This is a genomic window from Mesorhizobium sp. L-8-10, from assembly GCF_016756635.1.
Lineage (GTDB): Bacteria > Pseudomonadota > Alphaproteobacteria > Rhizobiales > Rhizobiaceae.
In genome coordinates this window covers 7244747-7265234 of sequence record NZ_AP023263.1, presented here as the reverse complement: position 1 = coordinate 7265234, position 20488 = coordinate 7244747, and the positions used below count along the sequence as shown (strand labels likewise).

General features: G+C 59.0%; 18 protein-coding genes and 3 pseudogenes. 15 read left to right on the top strand and 6 right to left on the bottom strand.

All coding sequences use genetic code 11. From position 1 onward, the window contains the following. The first annotated feature begins 72 nt into the window (after nucleotides 1-72). The 6 genes from nodS (at nucleotide 73) to JN280_RS33850 (ending at nucleotide 8112) form a co-directional block, all read left to right on the top strand. Complete coding sequence (gene nodS, locus JN280_RS33875; RefSeq protein WP_010913819.1) at nucleotides 73-678, top strand: nodulation methyltransferase NodS; 606 nt, start codon at nucleotides 73-75, stop codon at nucleotides 676-678. Nucleotides 679-1927: 1249 nt separating this feature from the next. Next, the gene (locus JN280_RS33870; protein WP_044549143.1) at nucleotides 1928-2521 is read left to right on the top strand and encodes a NodA family N-acyltransferase; all 594 of its coding nucleotides are present in this window, start codon (nucleotides 1928-1930) and stop codon (nucleotides 2519-2521) included. Between the two features lie 127 nt (nucleotides 2522-2648). Continuing rightward, the gene (gene nodC / locus JN280_RS33865; protein ID WP_202308672.1) at nucleotides 2649-3923 is read left to right on the top strand and encodes a chitooligosaccharide synthase NodC; all 1275 of its coding nucleotides are present in this window, start codon (nucleotides 2649-2651) and stop codon (nucleotides 3921-3923) included. Between the two features lie 49 nt (nucleotides 3924-3972). Then, nucleotides 3973-4995, top strand: coding sequence for a nodulation factor ABC transporter ATP-binding protein NodI (gene nodI / locus JN280_RS33860; protein ID WP_010913822.1), 1023 nt, complete (start codon nucleotides 3973-3975; stop codon nucleotides 4993-4995). A 3-nt stretch (nucleotides 4996-4998) separates the two neighbouring features. Continuing rightward, a complete protein-coding gene (locus tag JN280_RS33855) occupies nucleotides 4999-5787 on the top strand; it encodes an ABC transporter permease (protein ID WP_010913823.1) in 789 nt (262 codons plus the stop codon). A 303-nt stretch (nucleotides 5788-6090) separates the two neighbouring features. Further along, entirely contained in the window at nucleotides 6091-8112 is a 2022-nt protein-coding gene (locus JN280_RS33850) for a carbamoyltransferase family protein (RefSeq protein WP_199201271.1), read from the top strand. Nucleotides 8113-8329: 217 nt separating this feature from the next. On the opposite strand, the gene JN280_RS40400 is transcribed toward JN280_RS33850, so the two are convergent. After that, nucleotides 8330-8566 carry a DUF6398 domain-containing protein gene (locus JN280_RS40400; RefSeq protein ID WP_244748460.1) on the bottom strand — a complete coding sequence of 79 codons (237 nt, stop codon included), beginning with the start codon at nucleotides 8564-8566 and terminating at the stop codon, nucleotides 8330-8332. Further along, complete coding sequence (locus tag JN280_RS33845) at nucleotides 8567-8719, bottom strand: PLP-dependent transferase (RefSeq protein WP_342216138.1); 153 nt, start codon at nucleotides 8717-8719, stop codon at nucleotides 8567-8569. Between the two features lie 318 nt (nucleotides 8720-9037). Between JN280_RS33845 and pdxR the strand changes: the two genes are divergently transcribed. Beyond that, the gene (gene pdxR, locus JN280_RS33840; protein WP_010913827.1) at nucleotides 9038-10507 is read left to right on the top strand and encodes a MocR-like pyridoxine biosynthesis transcription factor PdxR; all 1470 of its coding nucleotides are present in this window, start codon (nucleotides 9038-9040) and stop codon (nucleotides 10505-10507) included. A gap of 22 nt (nucleotides 10508-10529) precedes the next feature. Here the strand turns inward: pdxR and JN280_RS33835 are convergent. Then, nucleotides 10530-10690 (bottom strand): annotated as a pseudogene (locus tag JN280_RS33835) (LysR family transcriptional regulator); the annotation flags it as partial. A gap of 329 nt (nucleotides 10691-11019) precedes the next feature. Between JN280_RS33835 and nodB the strand changes: the two are divergent. From nodB to JN280_RS33815, 4 genes are all read left to right on the top strand, one after another. Beyond that, the gene (gene nodB, locus JN280_RS33830; RefSeq protein WP_010913829.1) at nucleotides 11020-11679 is read left to right on the top strand and encodes a chitooligosaccharide deacetylase NodB; all 660 of its coding nucleotides are present in this window, start codon (nucleotides 11020-11022) and stop codon (nucleotides 11677-11679) included. 489 nt (nucleotides 11680-12168) lie between these two features. Continuing rightward, the gene (locus JN280_RS33825) at nucleotides 12169-12792 is read left to right on the top strand and encodes an FMN-binding negative transcriptional regulator (RefSeq protein WP_010913831.1); all 624 of its coding nucleotides are present in this window, start codon (nucleotides 12169-12171) and stop codon (nucleotides 12790-12792) included. 27 nt (nucleotides 12793-12819) lie between these two features. Continuing rightward, nucleotides 12820-13470, top strand: coding sequence for a LysE family translocator (locus JN280_RS33820; RefSeq protein ID WP_010913832.1), 651 nt, complete (start codon nucleotides 12820-12822; stop codon nucleotides 13468-13470). Nucleotides 13471-13700: 230 nt separating this feature from the next. After that, nucleotides 13701-14546, top strand: coding sequence for a TIM barrel protein (locus tag JN280_RS33815; protein WP_044549150.1), 846 nt, complete (start codon nucleotides 13701-13703; stop codon nucleotides 14544-14546). A 14-nt stretch (nucleotides 14547-14560) separates the two neighbouring features. On the opposite strand, the gene JN280_RS33810 is transcribed toward JN280_RS33815, so the two are convergent. Further along, on the bottom strand, nucleotides 14561-15505 hold the full coding sequence (locus JN280_RS33810; protein WP_010913834.1) for a LysR family transcriptional regulator: 945 nt from the start codon (nucleotides 15503-15505) through the stop codon (nucleotides 14561-14563). A gap of 160 nt (nucleotides 15506-15665) precedes the next feature. On the opposite strand from JN280_RS33810, the pseudogene JN280_RS33805 reads away from it, so the two are divergent. Together JN280_RS33805 and nolL are read left to right on the top strand one after the other, a co-directional pair. After that, nucleotides 15666-16229 (top strand): annotated as a pseudogene (locus tag JN280_RS33805) (hypothetical protein); the annotation flags it as partial. Continuing rightward, the gene (nolL, locus tag JN280_RS33800; RefSeq protein WP_202308671.1) at nucleotides 16222-17343 is read left to right on the top strand and encodes a nodulation factor fucose acetyltransferase NolL; all 1122 of its coding nucleotides are present in this window, start codon (nucleotides 16222-16224) and stop codon (nucleotides 17341-17343) included. The pseudogene JN280_RS33805 and the gene nolL, both read left to right, overlap by 8 nt. A 35-nt stretch (nucleotides 17344-17378) precedes the next feature. Here the strand turns inward: nolL and JN280_RS39705 are convergent, their stop codons facing one another. Further along, nucleotides 17379-17534, bottom strand: a complete 156-nt coding sequence (locus JN280_RS39705; protein ID WP_274609110.1) for a hypothetical protein — start codon at nucleotides 17532-17534, stop codon at nucleotides 17379-17381. A gap of 43 nt (nucleotides 17535-17577) precedes the next feature. Between JN280_RS39705 and JN280_RS33790 the strand changes: the two genes are divergently transcribed. Together JN280_RS33790 and JN280_RS33785 are read left to right on the top strand one after the other, a co-directional pair. After that, nucleotides 17578-18483, top strand: coding sequence for a LysR family transcriptional regulator (locus JN280_RS33790; RefSeq protein WP_010913836.1), 906 nt, complete (start codon nucleotides 17578-17580; stop codon nucleotides 18481-18483). A gap of 111 nt (nucleotides 18484-18594) precedes the next feature. Then, nucleotides 18595-18710: pseudogene (locus JN280_RS33785) on the top strand (nitrogen fixation protein NifQ); the annotation flags it as partial. A 521-nt stretch (nucleotides 18711-19231) separates the two neighbouring features. On the opposite strand, the gene JN280_RS33780 reads toward JN280_RS33785, so the two are convergent. After that, a complete protein-coding gene (locus tag JN280_RS33780; RefSeq protein ID WP_044549158.1) occupies nucleotides 19232-20458 on the bottom strand; it encodes an MFS transporter in 1227 nt (408 codons plus the stop codon). Nucleotides 20459-20488 lie beyond the last annotated feature (30 nt).

Below are 20488 nucleotides of genomic sequence, written 5' to 3'. Positions count from 1 at the left end.
TACGGTCCCGACCCTACCGACATCTGACGGCATTTGCAGCGCCGGTGATTGCTGCCTTAGCTAGGTGCGAATTTGACCCAAATCGATCATGAACTGCTGAATCGAGAAATGGCCGCAGACGATCCATGGCGGCTCGATGGCAACCCGTTCGAGCGGGAGCGCCACACCCAAATTCTCCGGTTGTCACTTGCGCAAGGTCGAGTCGCGAATGCGCTCGAAGTCGGGTGCGCTGCCGGCGCTTTTACGGAGCGGCTAGCCCCCATTTGCCAGCGGCTCACTGTGATCGATGTCGTGGAGCCAGCGATTACCCGAGCACGTTTACGCATGAAGGAGACGCCGCACATCAGCTGGATAATTTCCGATGTTCAACAGTTTTCGAGTGATGAGCTGTTCGACCTGATCGTCGTTGCGGAGGTTCTTTACTACGTCGGAGACCTCGTTCAGATCCGCGCGGCAGTCCGCAACCTGGTAGGTCTGCTTGCGCCAGGCGGGCAGCTGGTTTTCGGGTCGGCACGTGACGCCAATTGCCAACGCTGGGGGCACGCTGCTGGTGCAGAGACCACCATCGCCATGCTGAACGAATCGTTGACCGAGATCGAGTGCATCGAGTGCCGGGGCGCGTCGATCAATGAAGACTGCCTGCTGGCTCTCTTCCGAAAGCCGATTTCCGCTGCCTGATAAAACACTGGGAGACACTGTGCGCTTCTGCGGTGTCAAGCTGACCCAATATGCGGACGTATAAGAGCGCCCGATGCAACAAGTAGCTGGATCCGGTTGATGGTAACAACCGCTGACTACATCCGGCTTCTTCATGCGGCTCGATGTTCAGCGCCGCGAGCCTCGAGGGGTTTTCGCCCGCTTCCACCTCAACGGCCCCAGACGTCGGCCGAAGCCTTTCCGGTCCAGACATCAGGTTCGGAAGCGGCGGGGTGACCGTTCCCCACCTCTGCCATTTTGCGTAACGGCTTTACCCAATAAATGACCCATAGATGCCCACATGAAGCGAAGTCCTTATTTTGCATGGCTCCCTATGCGGGACGGGCTCTACGGCTGCCGCCACCGAACCTCAAAGGTGTTTCGGCCCAGGTAGGTGACGATCCCTAGCCGGGAAAGCGGCACTCCTCGTCGGGGGCCGTCGGTCCCGTGTCCCGCCTTATGCGGCGCTATGCTGACACTCCTACGGCTGCCCTTTTAACCGATCTCGTCGTTGCAGTCAGTCCCGCGTCCCGGCCCTTCGGCCGGCGCAAGTGCTGACGCTCCTTAGGCTGCCTTTCTGTGTGCGATGATTTTTGATCCCTCGCACGGAATGAAGACTTAGGGGCCAGCTCCTTCGCGCACTTCAGGCCTCAGGTGCTCAAGCTGTGTGTTCCAGTCGGCCAAAACCTCAAACAATTCGTTCGAAGTAGCGCCATCCGGGCGCGCCCTCCTTCCCGCTCTCCAGGTGCTTTCACCGACAGTCCGGTTGACCGGCAACACTCGAAAGCATTGACCAGACGATTCCTGTTGGCGAGCGCGATAGAGCTTCACGGAACCTGTTTGCCGCCGGCGATCCAGAGCTGCGCGATCGCCATGCATCATCGCGTGCGCCAACGGTCGCCGCGTTTGCTGACGCCTAACAGTCGGGCCGTCCTCCACTTGATCGCTGCTTCGGCACGGGCGCAGCCACGCGCTGGCGGCCGCTCTTGAATCAGGTTGTGTCACCGACAGCTGCCATCGGTGCCGCCGCTTATCGGGCCAATCGAGCACGACCAGAAGGTTCAGATCAGGCTTTGAAAGGCATGGTTTTAACATCCATAGCGTGGATGCTCGCGATCTAAACAATCAATTTTACCAATCCGGGAGGGCCGTTCATAGACCCATGACATGCACCGCCATTGCTCTACCGCGTGAGGTGCACAAAAGAACCCGAAAAAGAGGAAGTCTTCGCATGCGCCCTGACGTGCAGTGGAGGTTATGCTGGGAAAATGAGTTGCAGCTTCCCGATCACCTCGAACTCTCTGAGTTCTTCCGGAAGACCTATGAGCCGACCGGAGCCTTTAATGGGAAGCAATTCGCAGGCGGTCGAAGTTGGGCCGGTGCAAGGCCGGAGCTCCGCGTAATCGGCCGTGATGTGCACGGGGTAGCGGCTCACTTGGGCCTGCTGCGCCGATACATCAAAGTTGGCGACGATGATCTGCTTGTCGCTGAACTCGGTCTATACGGGGTGCGTCCGGATCTTGAGGGGCTGGGAATCGCCCATTCGATCAGCGTGATGTATCCGGTGCTGCAGCAGCTTGGCGTTCCATTCGCGTTCGGCTCGGTGCGGCCCGCGCTCCGGAACCATGTTTCGAGGTTCTGCCGCAAAGGCTTGGCGAACATTTTGTCGGGCGTTCGCGTGCGTTCAACCCACCCGGACGTGTACCTCGATCTGCCTCCCACGCGAGTCGACGACAACGTACTCGTCCTGGTGCTCCCAATTGGACGCTCAATGAGCGAGTGGCCGGCCGGCACTTTGATCGATCGGAACGGTCCAGAGCTATGAAGGACACCCGCTACGACGTCAGTCAGCGCGACCCGCCCCCATGGCGTTGATCGAGCTGATTCCAGCAGTGGCCGCGGTTTTACTATCCGCCCGCTTCCCTCAAATTCACTGAAAAATCTGACATCTCATGAACCTATTTGCCTCAGCCAGTACTGTTGCCATCTGCTCTTACGCGCTGCTGTCGACCGTCTATAAAACCGCGCAGGTCTTTTATACCCTGCCTACAAACGTACCGCCGACCTCGGGCGACCCGCCCAGCGGTGAGCCTTGGCCGAGCGTCGATGTCATTATCCCGTGCTACAACGAGGCGCCTCGCACCCTCTCGGACTGCCTGGCTTCCATTGCAAGTCAGGACTACGCCGGCAAACTGCAGGTCTATGTTGTTGATGACGGTTCTGCAAACCGCGATGCCCTCGTGGGTGTACACGAGGAATACGCGGGCGACCCGAGGTTCAACTTCGTTGCGCTCCCAAAGAATGTCGGAAAGCGCAAGGCGCAGATTGCCGCGATTCGCCGCTCGTGCGGAGATTTGGTGCTGAATGTAGATTCGGACACGATACTCGCCCCGGACGTCATCACCAGGCTTGCGCTAAAGATGCAAGATCAAGCGGTCGGCGCCGCCATGGGCCAGTTGGCGGCTAGCAATCGCAGTGAAACTTGGCTGACGCGGTTGATCGACATGGAATACTGGCTCGCCTGCAACGAAGAGCGCGCAGCGCAGGCTCGGTTCGGTGCCGTCATGTGTTGCTGCGGTCCGTGTGCCATGTACCGGCGATCCGCGCTTGTTTCGCTGCTGGATCAGTACGAGACGCAGCGCTTTCGAGGGAAGCCGAGCGACTTCGGCGAGGACCGCCACCTTACGATCCTGATGCTGAAAGCAGGCTTTCGAACAGAGTATGTCTCGGAGGCCGTCGCGGCAACAGTCGTTCCCAACAGCATGGGTCCCTATCTGCGCCAACAGCTTCGCTGGGCCCGGAGCACTTTCCGTGACACGTTGCTGGCGTTCCAACTGCTGCGCGGCCTTAATATTTATCTCACATTGGACGTGATTGGCCAGAATATTGGCCCATTATTGCTCTCTTTGTCGATTCTGGCGGGGCTCGCGCAATTCGTAACGACAGGTACTGTGCCTTGGACGGCATGCCTGATGATTGCAGCCATGACTATAGTTCGCTGCAGCGTGGCAGCGTTTCGTGCGCGCCAACTTCGATTTCTCGGGTTCTCGCTCCACACACTCATCAACATCTTTCTCTTGCTCCCCTTGAAAGCATACGCGCTGTGTACATTGAGCAACAGCGATTGGTTGTCGCGAAGCTCTGCGGCCAATGTGCAAGACACCGGCGACGCCCTTCCAAAGCCAAACCTGGTGGGATCTGACGCCGCTTACAGCGAACAGCAATAGTTACTTGATCGCAGGTAGAAGAGTTTTGAGCCAGGACCAGAAACATCAAGTGTTGAAGCGTAAGTTGGGCCCAGAGGATTTGCGGCGGCTCGAGACTCCTGCGATCGAACGGGAGTCTCACGGGCAAACAAGCGCGAAAAGCTCCGTGCCTGACTCTGCGTCAACCGTGGCAGTCGATTTTGCCGGCGTAACCAAGTCATATGGGAACAAGATCGTTGTCGACGAACTGTCGTTCTCCGTTGCGTCGGGAGAGTGTTTCGGCCTCCTCGGACCAAACGGGGCGGGCAAAAGCACGATTGCGCGTATGCTCCTCGGCATGACATGCCCTGACGCGGGCACGATCACGGTGCTTGGCGTCCCGGTGCCGGCGCGCGCTCGGCTGGCACGCAGGGGCATTGGCGTGGTCCCGCAATTCGACAATCTTGACCAGGAATTCACCGTACGCGAGAACCTGCTGGTGTTCGGACGCTACTTCGGCATGAGCACACGTCAGAGCGAAGCGGTCATCCCGTCGCTTCTCGAGTTCGCTCGCCTCGAGCGCAAGGCGGATGCGCGCGTCTCGGAACTGTCCGGCGGCATGAAGCGATGCCTGACAATGGCGCGGGCGTTGATCAACGACCCCCAGCTCATTGTGATGGACGAGCCGACCACCGGCCTCGATCCGCACGCGCGCCACCTGATCTGGGAGCGGCTGCGCGCCCTGTTGGCACGCGGCAAGACGATTATCCTGACGACGCATTTCATGGAAGAGGCTGAGCGATTATGCGATCGGCTGTGCGTGCTCGAAAAGGGCCGCAACATCGCCGAAGGCGGCCCGCAGGCGCTGATCGACGAGCATATCGGATGCCAGGTCATGGAGATTTATGGCGGCGATCCGCACGAGTTGCTTTCGCTGGTCAAGCCACATTCCCAGCGCATCGAGGTCAGCGGCGAAACCCTTTATTGCTATGCGCCAGACCCTGACCAGGTGCGCACGCAACTGCAGGGGCGAGCAGGTCTGCGTCTTCTTCTGCGTCCAGCCAATCTCGAGGATGTTTTCTTGCGGCTGACCGGGCGCGAGATGGAGGAGTGAGCGATGATTGAAGGTTTTGCGGCGGCGCTGCCGGCCAATGCGTGGAACTGGGTTGCGGTATGGCGACGCAACTATCTGGCATGGAAGAAAGTCGCACTCGTGTCGCTTCTCGGTAACCTCGCCGATCCTATGATCTACCTTTTCGGCCTAGGCACCGGCCTCGGCATAATGGTCGGCCGCGTCGACGGTGCGTCGTATATCGCCTTTTTGGCGGCCGGCATGGTCGCGGTAAGTGCGATGACCGCATCTACCCTGGAAACATTGTACGCGGCTTTCGCTCGCATGCATTCTCAACGCACATGGGAAGCCATGCTGTATACGCACGTTACCCTCGGCGACATCGTTCTGGGTGAACTGGCGTGGGCAGCCACCAAGGCCTTCATGGCCGGTACGGCTATTACCATCGTCACCGCAACCTTGGGCTATGCCGCCTGGCCGTCCGTACTCTATGCGCTGCCAATCATTGCTCTGACAGGGTGCGTATTTGCGAGCCTCGCGATGATCGTCACCGCACTTTCGCCCAGCTACGATTACTTCGTGTTTTACCAGACGCTTGTCCTCACACCTATGCTGTTCCTGTCGGGCGCCGTTTTCCCATTGAACCAGCTGCCTGGCGCCTTTCAGCAGATAGCGCGATGCATGCCGCTGTCACATGCGATCGACCTCATTCGTCCGGTTATGCTTGATCGCCCGATCAGCGGCATCGCCCTGCACGTCGGTGTGCTCGGCCTGTACGCGCTGTTGCCATTCTTCCTCTCGATGGCGCTGTTGCGCCGCCGACTAATGCGCTGACGAAAGAGAGTGAGATAAACAATGCGCTACGGACTTCGTGCTGCAAATAAAAACGACATCGCCAACGCAAATCGGCATCCAACCCAGGGTCTTCGTGGCATCCACTCAATCTCTCAACGTTATGGAACGCCCGGGACCTCGATCACAGGATCTCATGTTGATCCAGGCGTAAGAGAATTTCTTTGAGGTTGGTGATGTCTGACTGGCGTTCGCGGCGGCGAACGACAACGCAGCCTGTGTTTTTGATCAAACGGCCTTGAGACAGGCCAATTCAGTCTTCCTGTACGATAAACGGAGAGCGAGATGCTGTGTCTAGGATTGAGCGGCGGATTAGACAAAGTCTATGAAAACCGATTCCAGATTGCGAATACATTCATGCACGATGGCGCTGCGGTGCTCGTCCGAGACGGACAGGTCATCGCGGCCGTAGAAGAGGAGCGCCTCAATCGGATCAAGCACTCCAACAAGCTCCCAATCAGTTCGGTTCAATACTGTCTTTCAGCCGCTGGGGTTCAGCTCAGCGAAATCGATCATGTGGCGTACTACGCTACCGAAGCCTATTGCAACGCCATGCTCGAAAACATGCTTGCTTCCGAGCCCGACGCCTCCATTCCGTTGGATGCCAAATTTTTGGTGCAGCAGCTGTTGGCGCAGGAGTTCGGTAGCGAGCTCGACCCTTCGCGTATCTCATTCGTAAGTCATCATCAGGCGCACGCCGTGAGTGCTTTTGCAATGTCGGGCTTCGAGCAAAGTCTGATTTTCGCGATTGATGGCTCTGGTGATTTCCAGTCGGGTCTTGTGGCGGTAGGATCTGGTGCTGAAATTTCGCAACTCGCGACTTTCCCAGAGAACAATTCCCTTGGGCTATTTTATCTCGAGGTGATCCGGTATCTCGGCTACGGCTTGTTCGATGAATATAAGGTAATGGGGCTTGCCCCCTACGGCGATCCCGTTCCCTATCGCGAGCTTTTCGAGCAGTTCTATGAACTGTCTGCAAACGGCGAGTATCGCGTCCACCTGGACCGCATCGGTCCGACTTTGCTTCGCACCATTCAGGTCCGGCAAAAGGGAATGCCATTCACTCAGCAGCACAAAGATGTGAGTGCGTCGCTACAGGAAGCACTCGAACGCATCGTGTTTCACATTCTTCGGCATCATCGTGAGGCCACGGGGATGACGCGGCTGTGCCTGGCCGGTGGCGTTGCGCACAATTGCTCCATGAACGGCAAGCTGCTCTATTCAGGCCTTTTCGAAGACATCTTCGTGCAGCCCGCGTCGCATGACGCTGGCTGCGCATTGGGCGCTGCATTAATCGTGTCTGGTGAGTTGGGCCGCCCCGCGCCGCGTGCGCGATTGCAGGAGGTTTATTGGGGGCCGGATCTCGCGAGCGATCATGCTGTGGAAGAGGAACTAAAGGCATGGGCGGGGCACCTGGAGTTTGAACGCACTGAGGAGGTGGCGGATAGGGCAGCCGAGTGGATGGCCGGTGGCGCCGTGATCGGCTGGGTGCAAGGTCGTTCGGAGTTCGGGCCGCGCGCGCTCGGAAATCGCAGCATTCTTGCCGACCCCAGGCCCGCCACAAACAAGGACCGGATCAACGCCATGGTCAAGAAGCGGGAAGGGTATCGCCCGTTCGCCCCATCAGTGCTGGAGGAGGATGCGCGCGAATTTTTCGACCTCCCAGGCAGTGCGTGCGAATTTCCCTTCATGAATTTCGTGGTCCGTGTGCGCGACTCCAAGCGTGGTTTGCTCGGCGCCATCACGCACGTCGACGGTACGGCTCGGCTGCAAACAGTATCGCGCAAGGCCAGTCCGGCCTACTGGGACGTCATCAATGCCTTCAAGCAGCGCACTGGCATCCCAATTCTGCTCAACACGTCCTTTAACAACAATGCCGAGCCGATCGTGGATTCAGTTGCAGACTCGATTGCCACGTTCCTGACGACAGGGTTGGATGGACTTGTGGTCGGGCCGTTCCTCGTCAAAAAACGGGCCGCAACGCTGGAGGATTGGACTGCGCTAGCGGTTTCATTGCCGCCTTATGTATCCCTGTATAAGGTCCGCGCTCACACGGCGCTGGATCGCCAGGAGACCATCTGCGAAATCCGAACGGATCACTCCAGCCGTGACGGTGTGCGTATTTCACCTGAATTGTTCGATCTGCTGACGCGAATCGAGGGCGAAGCCGTGCTCGCGGATCTCCTCGATACAATTACGCTGGATCAGGCCCAGCGCGAGGCTCTCACAGGAGAACTGCGACGGTTGTGGGAGCAGCGCCGCGTTCGGATGCGTCCCTCGCAAGCTGCTCGCGTCCATCAAAACTGATGCCAAAAGCTGGACGACAGATAACAGTTGCCGAAACACCGTTCTGTCCAAGCATCTTCATATGACTGTGCCCAGGCTGCGAGCATGCATAACGCCTATGGCAGTCGAGGATCAGTAATGGATTTGCTTGCCGGTGGCTCAAGACAGCACCAATTCGTCGTTTCTCGACGGCGGACCCGGTTCGGTGACTGCCTATGTCTCCGGCATCAGCCTGGTGTTACGCATAGCGGACGGGACGTGCGAGCGGGCTGCGCCGCTCGCGGGATAAGGCGGCGGCCCTACGGCGCGCCAAGCCGGCATATTCGTCGTTGAGATGCTTTTGGCAAAATGCGTTGGTGAGGCGACGATCATGTCTTAGCGCGCCTTGACCCTTCGGCCCCCTCGTTGGCGATGCCCGACATCTCCTTTCGGGCAATCGCCTGATCGGGATGCGAGTCGAGGAAGGGGAGCTCACCTAACCCACGGCCGAATGCCCGTCGCGCACCTGCGCGATCGCAAGCGCCGTGGTGCTGTGCCATTCCATGCGAAGCGTGAGAGTCCTTTTCAGCCCGCGCACAACCAGGAAGGAGGACATGGTCGAGAGCGCCGCGCCGGTGATGTAGCGCAAGCCCGTTTCGTACAGCGTGTGGAGGCTTCCGCGTCGCCGAGGATTGCGCCGCCAAGGCGGCGGCCTCATTCGCCGCAACACTTTCGATCGTAGGTCGAGCTCAGGAAGACGCGTGGTTGACCGGCATTGGGAAAACCAGCCGGATCGTAGCCGTGATGGATCGCGAGGGTAGCGAAGCCGAATTTGGCATCGTTCGCAGATGTGCCACTTTCCGGTCTTGGATTGCGGTCTCGGGCATCGGCTTCAGACGTGCCTTGGCTTTCGGAAGGAGTGGCTGCAAACTGGTTGATATGGAATGTCCAGTTGGCAGGAAAAGAAATGGTCCAGTCTCCAGGTCCCGGTGCTTCAACCCGCTCGCATGGCATGGGCGCGCGCCAGATCTACGAAGCGCTTCGCGAGCAGATCCTCAGAGGCGTTTACGGCACCGGAAGCCAGCTGCCGTCCTCCCGTGGTCTCGCCGAGGAACTTGGCGTCTCGCGAACGACCGTCACCGTCGCCTACGAGCAGCTGGCCGCGGAAGGTTTCATCGACATCCGTCAAGGCGCGCGCCCTCGTGTCGCATCCTCACTGCTGGGACATGAGCTGACCGCCAATCCCCCAAAACGGTTCGGCCCGGTTCACTTGTCAAGCTATGGCGAACGGCTGCGTGGTACTCCGCGCTGGCCGGATTACCTGCCGAACACGCTGAAGGTTGATTTCCGATATGGCGTCCTGGCGCCCTCAGATTTCCCCGCATCGGTTTGGAAGCGCGCGATGAACGCGGCGATGGCGCAGCGGCCGGCACGGCTCGCCTATGACGATCCGTGCGGTTCGAGCCGGCTCCGCCAAGCGCTTCAGGGCTATCTCTGGCGCGCCCGTACTGTGCGCTGCGACCCCGAGCAGATCGTCATCGTCAATGGTTCGCAGCAGGGCCTCGATCTCTGCGCGCGCCTGCTGCTCGACCCCGGGGACAGCTTCGTCATCGAGGACCCCTGCTACAGGATGGCGCGCCAGGTCTTTGCCAGTACAGGTGCCACGCCCGTTCCCGTCGAGGTTGACGATCACGGCATGCAAACGGAGCAACTGGCGGGGGTCGCGGCCCGGCTGGCCTATGTGACGCCCTCGCATCAGTTTCCGCTCGGCGGCGTCATGCCGATCCCGCGGCGGCATCAGCTTCTGGAATGGGCGCGGGAGCAGGGCGCCTATGTCATCGAGGACGACTACGACAGCGAATATCGCTACGATATCAGCCCCGTTCCCCCGCTGCATAGCCTCGAGGATCATGGGGCCGTCATCTACCTCGGCACCATCTCCAAGACGCTCTCGCCGATGCTGCGGATCGGTTATCTCGTCGTCCCGGCGGAATTCCTGCAGGTTTTCGAAACCGCCAAGCAGCTTGCCGACCGGCATTCTCCGATGGCGGGGCAGGAGTCATTGGCCTCTCTGATCGAGAGCGGTGGCTATGAAAGCCATGTGCGCCGCGTGCGCCGCATCAACGGCGAGCGCCGGGAGGCATTGCTGACCGCCCTGAAGCGCAGTTTTCAAGGTCGGATCGCCGTCCAGGGGGCAGAGGCTGGACTGCACGTCGTCATATGGTTCAACGACCTGCCGCGATCGCGTGAAACGGCGTTGGTCGAAGCTGCCCAATACGCGGGTCTGGGTCTGCACCCGATTTCGCCGCTTTATCATCGGCAGTCGGGAGCAGGCGAAGCCGACCGCGTCGGGCTTGTCATGGGCTATTCCGCCCTGAGCATCCGGCAGATCGAAAAAGGCGTCGAGATGCTGCGCGACGTCGTCGCTCGACTCTGAGACGCTGACGGTTCCGCACGCGGGTTAGAACGCATTCGCGGCCGCTCATCGTAAACAGTTCATCGTTGAAATAGTCGCGCGGCCGGGCGACGGCCGCGCTCATGGCCGGCTGACTAAGGTTGATGCTGCTGCCGCCGCCGTGAGGTTGCACGCGATCCAAGCCTTTGTCTCATCTATCCGCAACGTGGATGCTTGTCATCGAAACAATCGATTTTGCCGATTGTACAGAACGTCCCATAGGAAGAATTCAAGGATGCAGCCCTAAGGAAATTGTCGATGCATGCGTTGGCTCCGAGGAGCATTTTCTGGTGTGTCCCTCCTGGTCTGCGCCGAACATCAAGCGAGCCGATCCCCTTTTCGACCAGGTACATCGGTGATCGGCGCAAGCTGCATCGCGTCGGCTCTTCGCGACAAGCTCCCCCCGATAGCGTAGGCCCCTACCTCAAGGATCGGGGTTATGCCGATTGCGAATGGCCGACCGGTACAACAATTGACCGCAAGGGTTCGCAGCTATGAGACGTCTCGATGACAGATGGAAGGTGCAGAGTGAATGCGCTGACGGCACCGGGCGTCGAAGCGTTTATCTGACGTTTGACGACGGTCCCAATCCATGTTTCACACCACAGATACTCGATGTGCTGGCGCAAAATCGGGTGCCAGCGACATTCTTCGTCATTGGTGCTTACGCCGCAGAGCATCCGGAACTCATCCAGCGAATGATCGCAGAAGGGCATGAGGTAGGCAACCACACGATGTCTCATCCGGACCTGTCCAAATGCGGTTTGGGCGAAGTGCAACGTGAAGTATTTGAGGCGAACCAGGCCATCATGCTGGCATGCCCGCAGGCCTCGATCCGCTACATTCGCGCGCCATACGGCGCCTGGAGCGAAGAAGTGTTCACTGCCTCAGAGATCGCGGGGCTGGCGGCCCTTCATTGGTCGATCGACCCAAGAGACTGGTCGCGCCCCGGCACCGACGCGATCGTCGATGCAGTGCTCGCCTCGGTACGCCCCGGCGCAATCGTGCTCTTGCACGACGGATGCCCTCCCGACGAGTCGACACGGAGCACTCAAGCCAGTCTGCGCAACCAGACCGTTATGGCGCTGTCCAATCTGATTCCTGCATTAGATGCCTGCGGATATGAAATTCGCTCGCTTCCAGAACATCACTGAAATGCGAGATCCCACGGACCTGCTTTCCCAGCCAGTACCTGTGTGGTCTCGCTTATGAAGGCTTACAGGCCGTTTGCGCCCTGCGAACAAGCACTTCGTCGACATCGGACAAACTGGTCGGCTCCGACCGGTTGGCTAAGGGTAGTGTTGTCACCTGCTACAGTGAAAACCCGCGCAGGCTCTCGGCATGCCTAGCATCGCCGGTAGGTTCACTTTTCGACGATTGTTTGCATGTATGGTTCACTTTGCGTTGGATCAATTTCATTGGGCTTGCCGCAGGCTCACATAGCGACCAAGCGGGATCGCTGGCTGCGTCCAAAAGGTTTGGCAAGCAATTCGCATACCGTGACCGGCACCGGGGATTCCGGTGCCCTGATCCGGCGCGCGATGCCATCTTTCACCAACTGGACTACCTCAATAGCTTCTGACTGGCTGTTTCCAATAGGCCAGCTTGCCGATACCTGACTTGGTAACGCAAGGAGTTTCGCGATGTACATCCCTCCCGCTTTCCGCGACGACGACAAGGAATGCCTGCGCGCGACCATTCGCGCGGCGCTGCTGGCGAACTTCGTTACCGTCACGGCGGAAGGGCCGCTCGCAACGCCACTGCCCCTCTTCCTTGACGAGAGCGAGGGCGAGCACGGCGTGATCTACGGGCACCTGGCGAAGGCCAATCCCCAGTGCCGTGTTCCGCCGCTGGGCGACGGCTTGGCCATCTTCATGGGGCCGGACGCTTACGTGACGCCGGCATGGTATGCGACCAAGCGGGAAACCGGGAAGGTCGTCCCGACCTGGAATTACGTCGCCGTCCACGCCTATGGCCCGGTCGAGTTCTTCGAGGATGCGGGAAGATTGCTGGACGTCGTGAATCGGCTGACCGACCACCACGAGGGCGAGCGCGCCTCGCCTTGGGCGGTGTCGGACGCGCCGCCGGATTTTATACAGGCGCAACTCCGCGGAATCGTCGGCCTGCGCATGCCAATCACGAGGCTGGAGGGCAAGCGCAAAATGAGCCAGAACCGGAACGCGGCCGACCGCGCTGGCGTGGCGGCGGGCCTTGCGGCGAGCGAGCGGGCATCTGACCGCGACGTCGCCGCTCTCATCCCAAAATAATCATGAACTTCCTCGGAATCGACCATCATGCCAGAACTGACCCCACTCGCCCTGTACCTCGCCGCGGCCTCCGTGCTCGCCATCACCCCCGGTCCGGGCATCTTCTACGTTGCCGCGCGCACGCTCGCCGGTGGTCGTCGGGAAGGTATCGCTTCCAGCTTCGGCACGGGGTTGGGGGGCATGATCCACGTCCTCGCCGCAAGCTTAGGTGTTTCCGCGATCGTGCTCGAGAGCTCGGAACTGTTCTCCGCATTAAAGCTGTTCGGCGCGGTCTACCTCGTCTGGCTCGGCTTTCGCACCTTTCAAGCCGCCCGCCTCAAGGGAGCGACTGGCGGCGATGACGGCGCCGCAGTGGGTCCAGTCGGACCCCGGCGGGCGTTTCGTGAAGGGGTACTGGTCGAGGCGCTCAACCCGAAGACGGCAGTCTTTTTCCTCGCCTTCATTCCGCAGTTCGTGAATCCGAGCGCAGGGCTCGTAGCTCTGCAATTCGTGGTGCTTGGCTCCGTGTCCATTGCGCTCAACACGCTCGCCGACATCGTGGTTGCCGTCGTGGCCAGCGGCATTCAAGACGGCGCGGCAGCGCGTCCCGGGTTGATCCGCCGCCTGAGGGAGGCGTCAGGTGGCGCGATGATCGCGCTGGGCGTCGGCCTCGCTCTGGCGAAACACCCTGCTGCCTGACTTTGGCGGGTACCTTGCGGAAGCAGTTGGATGGCTGCGAGCGAGTTCGGTCATTGCACCTATTTAACCATGTCTCAGGAGGCGCGGCACCGCCGTTTGGGTGAACGTCGGCTCATAAATGAGAGAAAAACATAGCGTGAGAGAAACGTGAGTACGACTGCCTCGCCTCGCTCATGCCCATCATTTCGGACCTCGCGAATCAACGCACGGTAGAAGCCAGTCAGCCGAGAATGACGCCCGTTTCATGGAAGGAAAGCCAAGCCATGCGCGAAGCATCGCCCCGCTTTGCACTCGATTATTTGGCGACGCCCGGACTTGACGTCAGGGCACTTTTCGCTTTTGCCCGCGACCAGGGCCTAACCGATGTCCAGATCCGCAGCCAACCGGGCAGCAATGCTATTGCACGCGGCATGCCGGCGGCGGACGTCCGGTCTGCGGCCGCCGACACAGGCGTTGGGATTATTTCCGTCAATGCCCTCCAGCGCTTCAATGAGTGGACCCCCGCCCGCAGGGCCGAGGCGAGCAAGCTCGCCGATTATGCAGCGGCCTGCGGAGCCAAGACGCTCATGCTGGTGCCGGTCAACGATGGCTCCTGGCCCGCCAATGTCGAGCGCCGGGGCGATCTCCGCGTCGCCTTGAAGGCGCTCAAGCCGATCCTCCAGTCGCGCGGTCTGATCGGTCTCATCGAGCCGCTGGGCTTCCGGACCTGCTCGCTTCGATCGAAGAACGAAGCGGCTAAGGCCATTGCCGCCATTGATGGCCAATCCGTCTTCCGCCTCGTGCACGACACGTTCCACCACACGCTTGCCGGGGAGACGTTCTTCTCCTCCGAGCTGACCGGTCTCGTCCACATTTCAAGCGTGAACGATCCGATCCACTGGATTTACCCGGATCGCGTCCTGGTCGGTTCCGACAATGGCAGCCAGATCCGGGCGCTGCTTGATGGCGGCTATGGGGGGCCCTTCTCATTCGCACCGTTTGTCGATGCAGCCCACCCGCTGGACGACCTCGCAGGCGCACTTGCCGCGAGCGTCGCTCTCTTCCGACACGGGCTATTGACGCGAGTGCCGGCGTGAGACGCGGGAGTAAATTAGGGCTGCCTGGGGCGCCTTTTGGCGTCCCCCGGAGAAGTCATTCGAGACGCCTCCTGTAGCAATATCTCTCGCAGCCAGATGCTTGCCGGATCACTGTTGTGAAGGGCGGGCCATTGAACGGCCTCGGTGAACGTGGGTAGTGGCAGCGGAAGTTCGATGATCCGCAGGGGGAAGGTTTTTTTGAAATGCTGAACCAGCCGGAAGGGCATGGTCGCTATACGAGCTGTGCCTGAGACCATCGGCGGGATCATGCTAAAGGCCTGCACAACGATCTCGACACGTCTCTTGAGACCATGCTCAAGAAAAAACTGTTCCTCGATGGAGGGCTTCAGCGTCCGCCCGAACTTGACCGCAACGTGCCTCATCGACATGTATCTCTCGAATGTAAGCTGCCGTGGCAGCTGCTTGTTCGTGGAGCAGCCCACGCACACGAGCGTCTCGTCGAACAGCGCCGCTCTTGGATGGGCACTTGACATGAACAATTCTGGAAAAATCAGAAAATCGACGTCACCGCGCCGGAGAAGCTCATCGGGGTCGTCGTCGATAGGCAACAATTCGAAGCTGACGGCGGGTGCTTCGCGTGCAACCCGCTCCACGACCTTTTCAAAAAACACGAGTGTGGCGAAATCGGAAAGAATGATCCTGAAACGGCGATCGGATTGAGCCGGATTAAACGGATCCCAAGAGATAATCGAGCACTGGATTTGCAAGAGTGCGCTGCGAACTGCGGGGGCGAGTGTTTCCGCACGCGGGGTTAGAACACGTTCGCGGCCGCTCGTCGTAAACAGTTCATCGTTGAAATAGTCGCGCAGCCGGGCGACGGCCGCGCTCATGGCCGGCTGACTAAGGTTGATGCTGCTTGCCGCCGCCGTGAGGGTCCGCTCGGTCAGCAGTGCGTCGAGCACGACGAGAAGGTTCAGATCAAGGCCCTTGAAGCGCATGGCTTTCACTTATCCATAGCGTGGATGCTCGCGATCTAAACAATCGATTTTACCAAACTTCCAGGGCGCTGCATAGATGACCGCACTTGACATGCGCCCGATCACGCCACTGCTTCTGCAGCGTGTGCTGGGAAATGACTTGTAAGTAGCCGATCATGTCGAACTCTCCGCCTTCTTCCAAAAGGCCTATGGGCGACAGGGGCTTTCAGGCGGTTGTAGCTGGGCCGGTGCAGGGCCGAGGGTTCGCGCAATCGGCTCTGATGTGCACGGCGTAGCAGCTCACTAGGACCTGCTGCGCCATTTCTTCACGGTTGGCGAGGTTGATTGCTTGGTAGGCGAACTCGGATCGTACAGGATGCATCCGGATCTTGAGAGACTCGGAATGAGTCGTTCTATCCGCGTCATGCGTCCGGTGCTGCAGCAGCGTGGCATTCCATTCGCTTTTGGCATGGTTCGGCACCCGCTGCGAAACCATCTTGAGAGGTTTTGCAGAGACGGCCAGACGACCATAGTGCCGGGCGTTCGCATCGCCACACATGATCGCGACCGCCAATGCGCTCGAGGTTTGCGATCAGGCACTGGGATGTTGTCCGCTCGGTTGCAGCCAATCGGCCCTCCATACCACGCCGCGATCGGCGTGATTTTCGATCCTTTGCACCGCGCTCGCCGTGCCCAGAAACGGCAAGTAGCAACTGCAACAGATAGGCTGGAGTCTGATGCTTGATAACATAAGAGCCGGAGCGAAGGGACGCGGCTCGTGCCCAGCAGGGACAAACAACCGAGACCTAAGCTTCGATTTCGCCAAAGGCATACTCATTACTTTGGTGATAATTGGGCACTTGTTACAATATTTAATCTACCAGGGCACCGACGCTTTCTGGCTGTCGCCGTATTTCAAGTCGATCTACATGTTTCATATGCCTCTCTTTATGGCGATAAGCGGATATCTTTCTTCTGGGGCAATTTTGCGAAAATCGTTCACCCAAGGTGTCGGTGAGCGGGCAATGCAGCTACTACTGCCAATGCTTTTTTGGTGTACGTTGATTTGGACGTTAAAGTCCGCAGTTATTTTTCCCATGAAGAGTTTAATTGATACATTGTTTGATTTGTCGACGGAAGTTATTGGAACCTATTGGTTCATATGGGCGGCATTTATTTCGTTCATTCTGATTAGAGTTCTTACAACTTTCAACCGTCTATCGATATGGATCATAAGCGCATCTGCAATTGCGGTCGCATTCGCACCCATCACGTTATCAATAACCCCGTTGTTAAAGTACACTTACCCATTTTATTGTTTAGGGTTCCTGTTTGCCCAGCCGATCGGATGGCAGAATGGCGTCATCTGGCGTCACAAATCCATTTTTGTTGTCTTATTTTCGATAGCGGCTTTCATATGCTTCCTCGGGTGGGGCAAGGAGACTTATGCCTACAACAATCTCGTTTTAATTCATGATGAACAGTCAGCTAAACAAGTTTTTCTGATGTTCTCTGGCTCTTTGGCGGCTTCTGCGGTAGCAATGCAGTCTATGTTCCAATGCTGGAGACTTGTCTATTCGACTAGAGTAGCTCGCTTTGTCGCGGTGCAGCTTGGTCAGAGCACGCTGCTGCTTTACCTGGTCCAGGGTGCCGTGTTTCGCCTCATGGATTTGATACAGTTTGGAGAAGTCTGGAATCTCACGACCAGAATCACCTTCGCAACTGTGCTTGGAGTGGCGATTGTCGTCATAGCGATGGCAATTCGCAGTATTGCGCACAACCTCGGATATGTGTCGCGGATCGTTGTCGGAGCGCCGCCACGCCCAAGTCTGCTCAAATCTCAATCTGTAATCAATTAGCCACGTGAAAAATTCGCATCTGTAATCGACATGTTTCATAGCTCCGGACCTATCCGATCGACTGTTGTACCGGTCGGCCATTCGCTCGTCGGCCGCGCTATCCCCATAACTACGACGAGCACGTCCTCCACGCGCGCGGGCGGCAGGTCGGGACACAACACCTCTGAGTGGGACCGTAAACGAGCGCCCATAATGGTCACGATGACAAACAACCACGTTACGGACAGATGAGGCATGCGTTTCAAAGGCCTTGATCTGAACCTTCTCGTCGTGCTCGACGCACTGCTGACCGCGCGCAACCTCACGGCCGCGGCAAGCAGCATCAACCTTAGTCAGCCGGCCATGAGCGCGGCCGTCGCCCGGCTGCGCAACTATTTCAACGATGAACTGTTTACGATGAGCGGCCGCGAACGCGTTCTAACCCCGCGTGCGGAAACACTCGCCCCCGCTGTTCGTGGCGCACTCTTGCACATCCAATGCTCGATTATTTCTTGGGATCCGTTTAATCCGGCTCAATCCGATCGCCGCTTCAGGATCATTCTTTCCGATTTCGCCACACTCGTGTTTTTTGAAAAGGTCGTGGAGCGGGTTGCACGCGAAGCACCCGCCGTCAGCTTCGAATTGCGGCCGCTCGACAACGACCCCGATGAGCTTCTCCGGCGCGGTGACGTCGATTTTGTGATTCTTCCGGAATTTTTCATGTCGAGCGCCCATCCAAGAGCGGCGCTGTTCGACGAGACATTCGTGTGCGTGGGCTGCCCCACGAACAAGCAGTTGCCACGTCAGCTTACATTCGAGAGATACGTGTCGATGAAACACATTGCGTTCAGGGTCGGCGGTGCCCAGATGCCATCCATCGAGGAACAGTTTTTGCTTGAGCATGGTCTCAAGAGACGTGTTGAAATCGTCGTACAGGCCTTTAGCATGATCCCGCCGATGGTCTCAGGCACAGCTCGGATAGCGACCATGCCCTTCCGGCTGGTTCAGCATTTCAAAAAAACCTTCCCCTTGCGGATCATCGAACTTCCGCGGCCACTACCCACGTTCACCGAGGCCGTCCAATGGCCCACCCTCCACAACAGTGATCCGGCAAGCATCTGGATGCGGCAGATAATGTTGCAGGAGGCATCCCGCATGTGAAGTCGCGGGCACTCCTGGTCTCAGTCTAGATTTACTCAGCGCCTCATACGGGTGCGAACCGGCGTGCAAAATTGGGTCTGACGCACATTCGATGATTTTGCATGACGGCGTGCCACGTGTTTCCCCACGCTGGCAGCCGGCAACACCAAAAACATGAAGTGGAAGAAGTACTTTTACCGCAAGCTATGCGAGGCTGAAGGTTTTCGCCATGCGCCGCACCGAATTGCGGGGATACTGAGCGTGAGATAACTCGTCTCGTCCTCCTGCCGAATTCCGGTAAGCCGCCTTACCAAGGGCAGGCGGCGCTTGAGATTCCGCCGCTGGAAATCCGTCGCGCGGGGCTGTCGACGTTCAATCGCGGCTGGATCACAGTTGGTGAATACAACTACGATATCGCCGAACGATCCTCTATTTCGGGCCGAATCAGAAGCTGCGGGGCATGTTCGGCCCCGAGCTTCATGTAAGAGATCAGGCGCGCGATCCGCCCGATGCTCGCCGCAAGACAGAGCCGCATAGACCGCGTCGCCATGCCAGAGCGGTCGACGGACGAGGCGGTCCGGTTCGGTCCCGCACTCTTAGGTTCTCTCGTCGGCACCATCATTCGAAACGGCCCCGCCGGTCGAAATCGACCGGACAACAGCGTCCGATCACCCGGAGACGAGGCCTGCAACCGCCAAAAATCGTGCGTAGGATCGCACCGCGCGGCTGATGATTGCATCTTTCCCGCGCTGCACTGATGGCCTCTCTGTCAGGTGGTCTGAGGTTCGCGCTTCGGGCCGAGCAAGAACACTGTCAGGGCGCCGAGGAACGAGGCAACGGCGCTGTAGGCAAGGGAACTGGCGACGCCGGCATTGTCCATCAGTAGTCCGCCGAAAATCGCGCCCGCTGCGATGGCTACCTGGAACGTTGCGGCCATCAGCCCACCGGCGCTTTCGGCCTGCTCGGGAGCGGCGTGCAGCACCATCCATGTCTGCAGTCCCACCGGCACCGCGCCGAAGGCAAAGCCCCATACTGTAACCGCAATCGCCGTGGCCCAAGCCGATGCTCCCAGCGTCAGCAGCGAGACAGTGGCCATCGCTATGAACAGGGGAGGCAGGGCCGCGGCTGCCTTGAGGCTGTGCTCGGCCAGGAATCCGCCGGCCAAATTGCCGAAGAAGCCGCCGATGCCAAAGACGAGCAACACCAGCGAGATCGTCTCGATATCAAGCGCGGGAAACTTCTCAAGGAAGGCGCGGATATAGGTGAAGCCGGCGAAGTGCCCGGAAGCGACCAGCAGGACGACCAACATCGCGACTTTGATCATCGGATTCTTGGCCACATCCAGCAGACTGCGGAAGCTGGCCACTCCAATCGGAGGCAGCCTCGGAATGGTTATGAGTTGCACTACCAGCGTAACGGCGCCGACGACCGCAGCGATCATGAAGGCGGTTCGCCATCCCCAGATATCGCCGACATAGGCGCCGATTGGAGCCGCGCAAACGGTAGCGCAGGTAACGCCGGTGAGGATGATCGACATGGCGCGCCGCAGGAGGTGACTTGGAACGAGCCGCATCGCCAGCGCTGCCGAAATCGACCAGAACCCTCCGAGTGCTATGCCGAGCACGACGCGGGCGGCCAGGAGAACCGGCAGCGACCCCGCGACGGCCGATAGAACGTTCGACAGGATCAGCAGCAGCGTCATTGCCCATATGACGATCCTGCGGTCCAGGGGCCTTGTGATGACGGCCATCGTCGGCGCCGAGATCGCCCCCACGATGGCGGTCGTTGTCAGCGCCTGTCCGACTGCACCCTCGGTGATAGAGAGATCATGCGCGAGCGGCGTCAGCACGCTGGCAGGCAGAAACTCTGCCGTCACAAGCCCAAAGGTGCCTAAGGCAAGCGAAATGACTGCACCCCATGCGGGACCAGACCGTTGATCTGGCTGTTTTGGGTCATGCAGAACTCCGTCCATGAAGCCCGTAGCGGATTCGGTCATCAACAGGGTCTCCAGTTTGGATGTGCTGCA

What these genes read in the sequence shown, in the direction of transcription:
- JN280_RS33870 (WP_044549143.1), top strand. Translation starts at nt 1,928, where the DNA reads ATGCGCCCTGACGTGCAGTGGAGGTTATGCTGGGAAAATGAGTTGCAG.
- nodC (WP_202308672.1), top strand. Translation starts at nt 2,649, where the DNA reads ATGAACCTATTTGCCTCAGCCAGTACTGTTGCCATCTGCTCTTACGCG.
- JN280_RS33855 (WP_010913823.1), top strand. Translation starts at nt 4,999, where the DNA reads ATGATTGAAGGTTTTGCGGCGGCGCTGCCGGCCAATGCGTGGAACTGG.
- JN280_RS33850 (WP_199201271.1), top strand. Translation starts at nt 6,091, where the DNA reads ATGCTGTGTCTAGGATTGAGCGGCGGATTAGACAAAGTCTATGAAAAC.
- pdxR (WP_010913827.1), top strand. Translation starts at nt 9,038, where the DNA reads ATGGTCCAGTCTCCAGGTCCCGGTGCTTCAACCCGCTCGCATGGCATG.
- nodB (WP_010913829.1), top strand. Translation starts at nt 11,020, where the DNA reads ATGAGACGTCTCGATGACAGATGGAAGGTGCAGAGTGAATGCGCTGAC.
- JN280_RS33825 (WP_010913831.1), top strand. Translation starts at nt 12,169, where the DNA reads ATGTACATCCCTCCCGCTTTCCGCGACGACGACAAGGAATGCCTGCGC.
- JN280_RS33820 (WP_010913832.1), top strand. Translation starts at nt 12,820, where the DNA reads ATGCCAGAACTGACCCCACTCGCCCTGTACCTCGCCGCGGCCTCCGTG.
- JN280_RS33815 (WP_044549150.1), top strand. Translation starts at nt 13,701, where the DNA reads ATGACGCCCGTTTCATGGAAGGAAAGCCAAGCCATGCGCGAAGCATCG.
- JN280_RS33810 (WP_010913834.1), bottom strand. Translation starts at nt 15,505, where the DNA reads ATGCGCTTCAAGGGCCTTGATCTGAACCTTCTCGTCGTGCTCGACGCA.
- nolL (WP_202308671.1), top strand. Translation starts at nt 16,222, where the DNA reads ATGCTTGATAACATAAGAGCCGGAGCGAAGGGACGCGGCTCGTGCCCA.
- JN280_RS39705 (WP_274609110.1), bottom strand. Translation starts at nt 17,534, where the DNA reads ATGGGCGCTCGTTTACGGTCCCACTCAGAGGTGTTGTGTCCCGACCTG.
- JN280_RS33790 (WP_010913836.1), top strand. Translation starts at nt 17,578, where the DNA reads ATGCGTTTCAAAGGCCTTGATCTGAACCTTCTCGTCGTGCTCGACGCA.
- JN280_RS33780 (WP_044549158.1), bottom strand. Translation starts at nt 20,458, where the DNA reads ATGACCGAATCCGCTACGGGCTTCATGGACGGAGTTCTGCATGACCCA.